General features: G+C 63.7%; 10 protein-coding genes and 1 other RNA gene. 8 read left to right on the forward strand and 3 right to left on the reverse strand.

Features of this window, described 5'->3' with window-relative positions:
* Positions 1-184 precede the first annotated feature (184 nt).
* From ubiG to B0G80_RS11245, 4 genes are all read left to right on the forward strand, one after another.
* Positions 185-883 carry a bifunctional 2-polyprenyl-6-hydroxyphenol methylase/3-demethylubiquinol 3-O-methyltransferase UbiG gene (gene ubiG, locus B0G80_RS11230; RefSeq protein WP_116118032.1) on the forward strand — a complete coding sequence of 233 codons (699 nt, stop codon included), beginning with the start codon at positions 185-187 and terminating at the stop codon, positions 881-883.
* Between the two features lie 31 nt (positions 884-914).
* On the forward strand, positions 915-1,628 hold the full coding sequence (gene gph / locus B0G80_RS11235) for a phosphoglycolate phosphatase (RefSeq protein WP_106283271.1): 714 nt from the start codon (positions 915-917) through the stop codon (positions 1,626-1,628).
* Between the two features lie 125 nt (positions 1,629-1,753).
* Positions 1,754-2,123, forward strand: a transfer-messenger RNA (tmRNA) gene (gene ssrA / locus B0G80_RS11240).
* A 273-nt stretch (positions 2,124-2,396) separates the two neighbouring features.
* The gene (locus tag B0G80_RS11245) at positions 2,397-2,756 is read left to right on the forward strand and encodes a hypothetical protein (protein WP_106283272.1); all 360 of its coding nucleotides are present in this window, start codon (positions 2,397-2,399) and stop codon (positions 2,754-2,756) included.
* A gap of 106 nt (positions 2,757-2,862) precedes the next feature.
* Here the strand turns inward: B0G80_RS11245 and B0G80_RS11250 are convergent, their stop codons facing one another.
* Both B0G80_RS11250 and B0G80_RS11255 read right to left on the reverse strand, forming a co-directional pair.
* Positions 2,863-3,129, reverse strand: a complete 267-nt coding sequence (locus B0G80_RS11250) for a hypothetical protein (protein ID WP_116118033.1) — start codon at positions 3,127-3,129, stop codon at positions 2,863-2,865.
* Between the two features lie 108 nt (positions 3,130-3,237).
* Complete coding sequence (locus B0G80_RS11255) at positions 3,238-4,317, reverse strand: substrate-binding domain-containing protein (RefSeq protein ID WP_116118034.1); 1,080 nt, start codon at positions 4,315-4,317, stop codon at positions 3,238-3,240.
* Between the two features lie 134 nt (positions 4,318-4,451).
* On the opposite strand from B0G80_RS11255, the gene B0G80_RS11260 reads away from it, so the two are divergent.
* The 4 genes from B0G80_RS11260 to B0G80_RS11275 are packed head-to-tail and all read left to right on the forward strand — an operon-like array spanning position 4,452 to position 9,719.
* On the forward strand, positions 4,452-4,937 hold the full coding sequence (locus B0G80_RS11260) for an NAD(P)H-dependent oxidoreductase subunit E (protein WP_116118035.1): 486 nt from the start codon (positions 4,452-4,454) through the stop codon (positions 4,935-4,937).
* Positions 4,934-6,496, forward strand: a complete 1,563-nt coding sequence (locus B0G80_RS11265; RefSeq protein WP_116118036.1) for an NADH-quinone oxidoreductase subunit NuoF — start codon at positions 4,934-4,936, stop codon at positions 6,494-6,496. Before B0G80_RS11260 ends, B0G80_RS11265 begins: the two co-directional genes overlap by 4 nt.
* A gap of 14 nt (positions 6,497-6,510) precedes the next feature.
* Complete coding sequence (gene fdhF, locus B0G80_RS11270) at positions 6,511-9,459, forward strand: formate dehydrogenase subunit alpha (RefSeq protein ID WP_116118037.1); 2,949 nt, start codon at positions 6,511-6,513, stop codon at positions 9,457-9,459.
* Positions 9,460-9,467: 8 nt separating this feature from the next.
* Positions 9,468-9,719 carry a formate dehydrogenase subunit delta gene (locus tag B0G80_RS11275; RefSeq protein WP_106283278.1) on the forward strand — a complete coding sequence of 84 codons (252 nt, stop codon included), beginning with the start codon at positions 9,468-9,470 and terminating at the stop codon, positions 9,717-9,719.
* Between the two features lie 125 nt (positions 9,720-9,844).
* Here B0G80_RS11275 and B0G80_RS11280 read toward each other — a convergent pair whose 3' ends face one another.
* Positions 9,845-11,569, reverse strand: a complete 1,725-nt coding sequence (locus tag B0G80_RS11280) for an FAD-dependent monooxygenase (protein ID WP_106283279.1) — start codon at positions 11,567-11,569, stop codon at positions 9,845-9,847.
* Positions 11,570-11,648: the final 79 nt, after the last annotated feature.

Raw genomic sequence — 11,648 nt, forward strand, 5'->3', positions numbered from 1 at the left:
ACCGCAGTATCAAAGCCCCGCTTCGGCGGGGCTTTTTTTATGTCCGGCGAGGTGCCCGACACCGCAGCCCGAACCGGCCTTGGACCTCGAGCGGGTGGCATTTTGCCGCTCAGTCCCTCGACCTATATACTCAGGGTTTATCCTCGAGCGCCCGCTCACCGCTCTCTTCGAGGCAGCTTCCGCCATGACCAACGCCGATCCCCACGAACTGCAGAAATTTAGCGATCTCGCGCATCGTTGGTGGGACCCGAATGCCGAATTCAAGCCGTTGCATGAACTCAATCCGATCCGCCTGGGCTGGATCGACGCACACGCGCATCTCGCGGGCAAGACCGTGCTGGATATAGGCTGCGGCGGCGGCATTCTGTCCGAGTCGATGGCGGGCCTGGGCGCCCACGTGAAAGGCATCGACCTGTCGACCCAGGCTCTGGGCGTGGCCGATCTTCACAGCCTTGAAAGCGGTGTAACCGTCGATTACGAAGAGATCGCCGCCGAGGCGCTCGCCGCTCGCGAACCCGCCAAATACGACGTCGTGACCTGCATGGAAATGCTCGAGCACGTGCCTCAGCCTGCCGCCATCGTCGAGGCGTGCAAGACGCTGGTGAAACCCGGCGGCTGGGTGTTCTTTTCCACCCTGAACCGCAATGTGAAGTCGTACCTGTTCGCCGTGATCGGCGCCGAATACATCGCGCGCATGCTGCCCAAGGGCACGCACGACTACGCGCGCTTCATTCGCCCATCGGAACTGGCGAGCTTCGTGCGCGACGCCGGCCTGCGCACGGCCGATATCAAAGGCATTGTGTATAACCCGCTCAGCAAGCATTTCACGCTGTCCGCCGACACGAGCGTGAACTACATGCTCGCCTGCCGCCGCGACGTTTGATCCGCCCCGACCTGCCGGACCTATCGAACCAATGAGCGATCCCACGCCCCTGCCCCAGCGCGAAGACAATGAAGACGCACTCGGTCTTTGCCACGCCGTCCTGTTCGACCTCGACGGCACGCTAGCCGACACGGCGCCCGACCTCGCGGCGGCCGTCAACAAGATGCGCCACGATCGCGGGCTCGAGATGGTGCCGCTTGAAGATCTGCGGCCGCTCGCATCCGCGGGCGCGCGTGGGCTGATCGGCGGCGCGTTCGGGATCGGCCCCGATAGTCACGAGTTCGCGTCGATGCGCGAGGAATTCCTCGCCAACTACGAAGCGGATCTGTGCATCGAGACCACACTGTTTCAAGGCATTCCCGAGATGCTCGACGAGCTGGACGCACGCGGCGTGCGCTGGGGCATCGTCACGAACAAGGTGGCGCGGCTCACCGAGCCGCTGATCGCACAACTCGGCCTAGAAGAGCGCGCGGGCTGTGTCGTGAGCGGCGACACCACGCCACATTCGAAACCGCACCCGGCGCCGTTACTGCATGCGGCGCGCGAACTGGACGTGGCGCCGGAGCGCATCGTCTACGTGGGCGATGATCTGCGCGACGTGCAGGCCGGTTTCGCCGCCGGCATGAAGACGGTCGCGGCGGCGTACGGCTACTGCGGCAACGACATCCCGCCGACGCAATGGCATGCGCAACACGTCGTCCAGTCGCCGGCGGAATTGCAGAAGTTGCTGCGCGACATCGGCTGAGCCGCGACGTCGACCGGCGCAAAGGCGAAAACCAAGGCCGCGCCGGCCGCGCCAATGAGTCAGGACGTAGCCGTCAAACTATTGTAAAATCTGCGTCTGGCTCAGAAATTTGAGCAACGAACCGCGGGGGCGACCTGGTTTCGACAGGGGTTGCGAAGCGGCTAGGGCATGTCGAGGCCCCGTCACCTCGTAAATCAGCGGGAAAAACGTAACTGCAAACGACGAAACGTTCGCACTGGCAGCCTAAGGGCCGCCGTCCTCTGCCTAGTTCACTGACGGGCTAGAGTCGCAAGACCGGTAGCAATACCGACAGAGGTCATATACGTCAGTTAAGCCTGGGTGGTGTCACGACATCCGGGTCGAAAATCTAGTGAATCGCCGTAGTGCAGCGTGTTCGTCCGCGTCACTATGGTTAAATCAAAAGACAGAACTACACATGTAGAACTAGTCGTAGAGTGCTTCTGGACGCGGGTTCGATTCCCGCCGCCTCCACCAGAACATGTTTCACGCTGCACCATCAAGTCTCATCGAAAACCCGTAAGCGGCCTGCTGCTTGCGGGTTTTTTCTTATCCCTCGCGCCCTTCCCGCTGCGCGCTTTCCCGCACTATCCTTTTCTTATCTCATCCGCGCGCCGTCGCGTGACCGACCCTCTCGCGATCCTCAGACGAAGAAGTGATTGGAATAAACGCATCCGCTCAGTCGTTTGATCCTCACGCGCGCACGCCGTGCCTCGCGTGAGACCAACACCAAAATCAGGAGCCGACATCATGCGCAAAACTCTTTTCTGCCTCGCCCTTCTCGCTCTGCAACAAAGCGCTTTCGCCGAAGCACCAAAGATCGTCGACGGACGCTTCGTCAATGCGGACGGCATGACGCTCTATACCTTCGACAAGGACACCACACCCGGCGTGAGCGCCTGCACGGGCGGCTGCATGAACTACTGGCCCGCGGCCACGGCCAGCGCGTCGGACAAACCCTCCGGCGACTGGACCGTGATCACCGGCGCAGACGGCAAGCCGCAATGGGCGTACAAAGGCCATCCGCTCTATCGCTACGCAGCGGACAAGCAGGCGGGAGACATGAAGGGAGAAGGCTTCAAAGACATGTGGCACACGGCGAAACCTTAAGCGCGCGCCGCGAGCCGGCAACACCACGCCACACTAAACCCGAGAGTCAAACGGAAGACGCCGGCAGAACGCCGGCGTCGCACTCACAACGGGCACCTGCCTGCGCTTATTCGTCTTTAGGACACTGCAGATTGCAACCATTCGGATCGCCCAGATCGCCGCGCTTGCGCATGGCCGATTTTTTATTGCTCTGGTATTTGTCCGAAGGAGACGACGCCGCAAACGGCATTTGCGGATGTTCGGCGAGACGGAACTGATCTTGCAGAATGCCGCCCGGAACACCCGGCGAATTCTGTGCGAAAGCAACTGACGCGGTGGCGAGGAGCGCACCAGCCGTCGCAACGGCAGCACATACGTGAAGAATGACTTTCATATCGATCGGCGCGACGTAGCGCGCGGTTTAGGCGGAAGCGGAAGCTTAGAGAGTATCCCAAACGGACGCCATACGCAGCGCCAAACATAGCCTGATGTTTACGGCCGCTTACGCCACCGCTTCGCCCAGGCCCTCTTCGAGATCGACCACCTTGCCGCAGTCTTGCGGGTCATAGCCTTCGAGCTGATCTACGCTATGGCGAAACGCGCTGCCGCGCAGCAATCCGAGCACTGTCGCAAGCGGCATACGTTCGAGGCGCGCGCGGTCGCACGCAAAATAATAGTCTTCGTCGACAATCGGAATGAAGTCGAGACCGAAGTGATGCGCCGCGGGCTCCACGCCGAAACCCACATCCGCCATGCCGCTCGCGACGAACGCCGCAATCGCCGAATGCGTCAGTTCGGCCGACGCATAACCATTGACCCGATCCGGATCGACTCCGACTTTCCGTAGCGCGAGATCGAGCAACATGCGCGTGCCGGAGCCGGGTTGTCGATTCACGAAGCGGATATCGTCGCGCGCGAGATCGCTCAGGCCGGCGATTCTCTTCGGGTTGCCTTTACCAAGAAAGAGCCCTTGCTTGCGTCGCGTGAGATGCACGAGCACGTGACGCTGCGGATCGAGCCAGCGCCGATACGCATCGGCGCATGCCGCACGAAACTCGCCGAGCGGCAAATGGAAGCCGGCCAGATCGCATTCGCCGCGCGCAAGCGCGCTGACGGCGTCCGCGCTGTCGCGATACTTGATGTCGACCGGCAGTTCGTCGGCGACCAGCGCCGTCACGAGCGCGGCCACGGCGTAACCGTGCGACGCGAAAATGCGCACGTCGTCGGCGGGCGGCGCGAGCCAGCGGTTCAGATCGCTCGCCACTTCGCTGGCGAGCGCCTGCATAATGCCGTCGAGCCGTTCGCCGCACAGACGCTGCGCACGCAAGACCGCTTGCCCGAGTTCGGACAGCACCGAGCCGCGGCCACGCTCTTTCGCGATCAGCGGACCGCCCAGACGCTCTTCGATGCTGCGCAGTAAACCCCACGCATGACGGTAGGACAAACCCTTAAGCGTCGCAGCCTGCGCGATGCTGCCGGATTCATTCACCAGCGCGAGCAACGGCACCACGTCCGACAGGCTTGCCTCTCGGCCGTCCGGACCCTTCACCACCAGTTGCGCCTGACACTCGATTCTGATCATATATGTTGAACTCTTTCCTATTGCATCGGCCGAAATGCCCGCCTATTGTTCGCCTATCCCATATCGAATAAACGAAGCATAAGTGCACGCATTATGAATAACAAGTGCATATATGACTTTGGAGGAGCCCCCACTTGGACGATTCCATCGCCGTCGCGCCGGATCAACTCGTTGAGCGTCACGCGCAGCCGGGCGTGTCGCTGCTAGCGGTCTTGCACGCGATTCAGGACGAAGTCGGTTACGTGCCACCCGCCGCGGTCGCGCCGCTAGCGCGCGCCATGAACCTGTCGCGCGCGGAAGTGCACGGCGTCATCACCTACTACCACCACTTCCGCACGCAGCCGCCGGCGCCCGTCACGGTGCAACTGTGCCGCGCGGAAGCCTGCCGCAGCATGGGCACCGAAGCGCTCGCGCAACATATCGAGACGCACACCGGTTGCCGCTTCGACGGCGAACATCAGCACGGCGCGACGGTGGAACTGGAATCGGTGTATTGCCTTGGCCAATGCGCGCTGTCGCCGGCGCTGACGATCAACGGCACGCTGCACGCCAGAGTCACGCCGCAAAAGTTCGACGCGATCTTCGCGGCCGCCAGCAAGTGCGTGGAGGTGACGGCATGACGCGCATCTACGTTCCCCGCGATTCGTCGGCATTGGCACTCGGCGCTGACGCGCTCGCGCATGCAATCGAAGCCGAAGCGGCACGCCGCGGCCTCGCCATCGAACTGGTTCGCAACGGTTCACACGGCCTGCTGTGGCTCGAACCGCTCGTCGAAGTTCAGACGCCTGAAGGCCGCATCGGCTACGCGAATGCCGAAGCCGGCGACGTCGCCGCTCTGTTCGACGCCGGCTTCCTCGAAGGGGGCGCACACGCAAACCGCGTCGGCGTGGTCGACGACATTCCGTATCTGAAGAAGCAGCAGCGCCTGACCTTCGCGCGCATCGGCATCACTGACCCGCTTTCAATCGACGACTACGTCGCTCACGGCGGCCTCGAAGGCTTGCGCCAGGCTCTGCAAACCGATGGCGACGCCGCCTGCGAAGCGTTGATCGAATCCGGCCTGCGCGGCCGCGGCGGCGCGGCGTTCCCCGCCGGCATCAAATGGCGCACGGTGCGTGGCGCCAAAGCGGCGCAAAAGTACATCGTCTGCAACGCGGACGAAGGCGATTCCGGCACCTTCTCCGATCGCCTCGTGATGGAAAGCGATCCGTACGTGCTGATCGAGGGGATGATCATCGCGGGCATCGTGACGGGCGCGACGGTCGGCCATATCTACGTGCGCAGCGAGTATCCGCATTCGATCGCCACGCTCGAAGCGGCAATCGCGAAAGCACGCGCCGCCGGCTGGCTCGGCGACAGCGTGCTCGGCTCACCGCATCGCTTCGAATTGTTCGTCGCGAAAGGCGCCGGCGCCTATGTGTGCGGCGAGGAAACGGCGCTGCTCGAATCGCTCGAAGGCAAGCGCGGCATTGTGCGCGCCAAGCCGCCGGTGCCGGCGCTCGTCGGCCTGTTCGGCCAGCCGACCGTGATCAACAACGTGATCACGCTCGCCACGGTGCCGATCATCTTCGCGCGCGGCGCGGCGTTCTACAAAGACTTCGGCATGGGCCGCTCGCGCGGCACGCTGCCGTTCCAACTCGCCGGCAATGTGAAGCAAGGCGGCCTCGTCGAACTCGCGTTCGGCGTGACGCTGCGCGAATTGCTTTACGACTACGGCGGCGGCACGGCGAGCGGAAGACCTGCGCGCGCGGTGCAAGTGGGCGGCCCGCTCGGCACGTATCTGCCGGAAAGCCAATGGGACATTCCGATGGACTACGAGGCGTACGCGGCAGTCGGCGCGGTAGTGGGCCATGGCGGCCTGGTCGTACATGACGACACCTCGAATCTCGCCGAACTCGCGCAGTACGCCATGCACTTTTGCGCGCTCGAATCGTGCGGCAAATGCACGCCGTGCCGGATCGGCTCGACGCGCGGCGTCGAAGTGATCGGCCGGATTCGCAACGGCGACACGTCCACGCGACAAGTGCAATTGCTGCGCGATCTGTGCGACACGATGGTGTCCGGTTCGCTTTGCGCGATGGGCGGCATGACGCCGTTCCCGGTGTTGTCCGCGCTCGATCATTTCCCCGAAGACTTCGGTCTCGCCGACGTATCTCATCACGCGCCGAAAGCGGCCTGACCCAGGAGCCCACCATGTCCAACGTGCTCAACTCTCCCACTGGCGGCTGCGGCTCCGGCAACTGCGCGTGTAAATCGCAAGCCCAGCAGCAACGCGCGCCCCGCTCCTTCTTCGACGACACCGATTTCGGCACGCCCGAGCGCCACGCCGATGTCGACGTCACGCTGGAAATCGACGGCCAGTGCGTCACGGTTCCCGCTGGCACCTCGGTGATGCGCGCCGCCGTCGAAGCAGGCGTCAACGTGCCGAAGCTCTGCGCGACCGATTCGCTGGAACCGTTCGGCTCGTGCCGTTTATGTCTCGTGGAAATCGAAGGCAAGCGCGGTTATCCCGCTTCGTGCACGACGCCGGTTGAAGCCGGCATGAAGGTCCGCACGCAGACCGATCGTCTTCAGTCGCTGCGCCGCAACGTGATGGAGTTGTACATCTCCGATCACCCGCTCGACTGTCTCACCTGCCCCGCCAACGGCGACTGCGAATTGCAGGACATGGCCGGCGTGACGGGCTTGCGCGAAGTGCGTTACGGTTTCGACGGCGCGAATCACCTGAAGGACAAGAAAGACGAGTCGAATCCGTACTTCACTTACGACGCGTCCAAATGCATCGTCTGCAATCGCTGCGTACGCGCGTGCGAAGAAACGCAGGGCACATTCGCGCTGACCATTGCCGGGCGCGGTTTCGAATCACGCGTGGCCGCTAGCGAAAACGTGCCGTTCATGGAGTCAGAATGCGTATCGTGCGGCGCGTGCGTGGCCGCCTGCCCGACCGCGACCTTGCAGGAAAAGACCGTCATCATGCTTGGCCAGGCCGAGCATTCAGTGGTGACGACGTGCGCGTATTGCGGCGTCGGCTGCTCGTTCAAGGCGGAGATGAAGGGCAACGAGGTCGTGCGGATGGTGCCGCACAAGAACGGCCAGGCCAACGAAGGCCACGCTTGCGTGAAGGGCCGCTTTGCCTGGGGCTATGCAACGCACAAGGACCGCATCACCAAGCCGATGATCCGCGCGAAGATTACCGATCCGTGGCGCGAAGTCAGTTGGGAGGAAGCGCTCACGTATGCCGCGTCGGAATTCCGCCGCATTCAGGCCAAACACGGGCGCGATTCGATCGGCGGCATCACGTCGTCGCGTTGCACGAACGAAGAAACGTATCTGGTGCAAAAGCTCGTGCGCGCCGCGTTCGGCAACAACAACGTCGATACCTGTGCGCGCGTTTGCCACTCGCCGACCGGCTATGGATTGAAGACCACGTTGGGCGAATCGGCGGGCACGCAGACTTTTGCATCCGTCGATAAAGCCGACGTGATCATGGTGATCGGCGCGAATCCGACCGACGGCCATCCGGTGTTCGGCTCGCGTCTGAAGCGTCGTGTGCGGGAAGGCGCGAAGCTGATCGTCGTGGATCCGCGCCGCATCGATATCGTCGATACGCCGCACGTGAAGGCGTCGCATCATCTGCAATTGCGGCCGGGCACCAACGTGGCTGTAGTGAATGCACTGGCGCATGTGATCGTCACGGAAGGTCTGGTCAACGAAGCGTTCGTCGCGGAGCGCTGCGAAACCCGCGCGTTCGAGCAATGGCGCGATTTCGTCGCGCTGCCCGAGAACGCGCCGGAAGCGACCGAGGCACTGACCGGCGTGCCGGCTCAGTCGGTACGCGAAGCCGCCCGTATCTATGCGACCGGCGGCAACGCCGCGATCTACTACGGCCTCGGCGTCACCGAGCACGCGCAAGGCTCGACCATGGTGATGGGCATCGCCAACCTCGCGATGGCGACGGGCAACATCGGCCGCGAAGGTGTGGGCGTCAATCCGCTGCGCGGCCAGAACAACGTGCAGGGTTCGTGCGACATGGGCTCGTTCCCGCACGAACTGCCGGGCTATCGCCACATCAGCGACACGGTCACGCGCACACTGTTCGAAGACGCCTGGAACGTCACGCTGCAACCGGAACCGGGCCTGCGCATTCCGAACATGTTCGACGCCGCCGTACACGGCACCTTCAAGGGTCTGTACTGCCAGGGCGAAGACATCGTGCAGTCGGATCCGAATACTCATCACGTGTCGGCCGCGTTGGCGTCGATGGAATGCATCGTCGTGCAGGACATTTTCCTGAACGAGACCGCCAAGTACGCGCACGTGTTGCTGCCGGGTTCGTCGTTCCTCGAAAAGGACGGCACGTTCACCAACGCGGAGCGCCGCATCTCGCGCGTGCGCAAGGTCATGCCGCCGGTGCCGGGCTACGCCGACTGGGAAGTCACGGTGATGCTCTCGCGCGCGCTCGGTTATGAAATGGACTACACGCACCCGTCGCAGATCATGGACGAGATCGCGCGTCTCACGCCGACCTTCCACGGTGTCTCGTACAGGAAGCTCGACGAGATGGGCAGCATTCAGTGGCCTTGCAACGAGAATGCGCCGGACGGCACGCCAACCATGCACATCGACAGCTTCGTGCGCGGCAAGGGCAAGTTCGTGATTACGAAGTTCATCGCGACGCCCGAGAAGGTCACGCGCAAATTTCCGATGCTGCTCACCACGGGCCGTATCCTGTCGCAGTACAACGTCGGCGCGCAGACACGCCGTACCGAGAACTCTCGCTGGCACGACGAGGATCGGCTGGAAATCCATCCGCACGACGCCGAAGAACGCGGCATCAAGACGGACGATTGGGTCGGCATCGAATCGCGCGCGGGACAGACCGTGTTGCGCGCGAAGGTGACCGAACGCATGCAGCCTGGCGTGGTCTACACAACGTTCCACTTCCCCGAGTCGGGCGCGAACGTGATCACCACCGATAGTTCGGACTGGGCGACCAACTGTCCGGAGTACAAGGTGACCGCGGTGCAGGTCATGCCGGTCGAACAGCCGTCGCAATGGCAGAAGGACTATTCGCGTTTCAACACCGAACAGCTCGATCTGCTGAAGCAGCGCGAGCTGGCCAACGCGACATCGGGCAAGTGAGGCCGGGCATGGACAATCAGAACCTGATCGACATGGCCAACCGGATCGGCGATTTTTTCGATTCGATGCCGGACCGCGAGGAAGCGCTCGCCGGCATCGCCGACCATATCCGCCGCTTCTGGGAGCCGCGCATGCGGCGCGCGCTGCTCGCTTCGCTCGATGAGCCGGATGCGAGCGGCATCGAGATGTCGGCTATCGTCGAGGAAGCGCTCGTTAAACATCGCGAGCAATTGACGCCGGCGGCGCCGACAACGGTGTAGCCGGGCGCGGCGGCTGCGGCTGCGGCTGTGCACCCTGGCCGCTTGCTCCGCTGTCTCGCCATTCTCCGTGAAGCAGTCGGCGGGCATCACTGCGCTTACCGCTTAAGGTCGGCAAGCCGCCCGCATCACAAAGCTGCCTGCTCCGGTATCTCACCATTCACCGTGAACCACGCTTCGCAATGGCGCAACAGGCCATGGAGATCGGAACCGGTGCGTCCGCGCGCGCTGATGTAGCCGTCCGGCCGCACCAGATAGAACGATGGCCGCGTGCGCCCATACGATTCGGAGAGCGCCGGACCGCCGTCGCCGTTGGTATCCGTGATGCGCCAGATACGCACCGCGCCGGGCAGCAATCGTTCCACTTCCGCCGCCACGCGCTCCATTTCCGCGTCCGGCGGCGGTTCATGCTTCGCGGCGGGATCGAGCGGCGTTTCGTCGACGGGCAACGGCGGCACCAGCAGGAACAGCGAGAAGAACGCCGGGTCGTGCAGATCGAAAACGCAGCCGACGCCGGGCGCGCGGCCCAGCGGTCCGTCCACCACATGCACCAGCGCATCGGGCGCGCGCTCGCCGGCACGCGGCCCGCCGTCGAGCACACGTTCGAGCGTCAGCGGACTGCGCCGGTACTGGATCGATAACTCGCTGATGGTAGCGCGCGCCGCGTCGCGCAGCGGACCCAGCGCGGCGAGCACCGGCATCACGCGTTCGCGCAGCAGCTTGAGCGGTCCGTGATCGGCCTCGGCCATATGCGTGATGAAACCGGTCTGCCGCAGCACGTCACGTTCGATCGGATGACGTTCGGTGTGGTAGGTGTCGAGCAGCCGGTCCGGCGCCGCGCTCTTCAGGACGCGCGCCAGCTTCCAGCCGAGATTGAACGCTTCCTGAATGCCGGTGTTCATGCCTTGCGCGCCGGCCGGGCTGTGCACATGGGCGGCGTCGCCGGCGAGGAAGATGCGGCCGACGCGCAGCCGGTCCACCATGCGGCTGTTCAGATGAAAATACGAGGACCACGCCAGGTCCGACACGTCGACCCGCTCGCGCACGCGCCGGGCGATCAGCGCCTTGCATTCCTCGAGCGACGGCGCCGGCACTTTGTTCAACGGCGGTTCACCCAGCACCGCGGGCGTCGCGGGCGGCGCGACGGCGGCAGGCTCGAGCGCATGATCGGCGATCAGGCGATGCCGGCCGTGGCCCATCGGAAACAGCGCCACCAGTCCTTCGCCCGACGCGAAGATATGAAACTCGTCTTCGGGCCAATCGGTTTCGGCGTGCAGATCGGCAAGCAGGAAAGTCTGCTCGAAGGTCTTACCTTCGAAGCCCAGACCCAGGCGATGACGGATCGCACTATGCGCGCCATCGGCGGCGATCATGTACGACGGACGCATCGTCTCCGTGTGACCGTCCGCGCGGCGCAGCGTCGCCTGAATGCTGGCGGAGCCTTGCGCGAACATGGTCAGTTCGACACCGCGCTCGACCGTCACGCCGAACGTGGCGAGATGCTCCGTCAGCAAGCGCTCGGTCACGGACTGATCGAGAAACAGCAGATAGGGATAGCGCGTGTGGAGAGGATCGAAATCGAGTTGCGCGAGGCGCATGCCGTTCGAAAACAGATTGGCGATGCGCGCGCGATGGCCGAGTTCGAGAAACGGTTCGACCAGCCGATGCTGCTCGAGCAACTCGAGCGTGCGCGCCTGGATGCCGATGGCCCGCGAATATGGGTTCGGCTGCATGGCTTTATCGATCAGGCGCACGGGGATGTGGGCACGCGCAAGACTCATCGCCGCGGCGAGCCCGGTGGGGCCGGCGCCCACGATCAGCACCGGCGACGCATCGTTTGCGGCAGCGTCCATGCGGAACTCCGGAAACAACAATGCGTTCTAGTGTACGCCCGGAGGAAGTCGGCCTGAAGCGCCGCTGGCGAGCCGCTGA

The sequence above is a fragment of the Paraburkholderia sp. BL6669N2 genome (assembly GCF_003387275.1).
GTDB lineage: Bacteria > Pseudomonadota > Gammaproteobacteria > Burkholderiales > Burkholderiaceae > Paraburkholderia.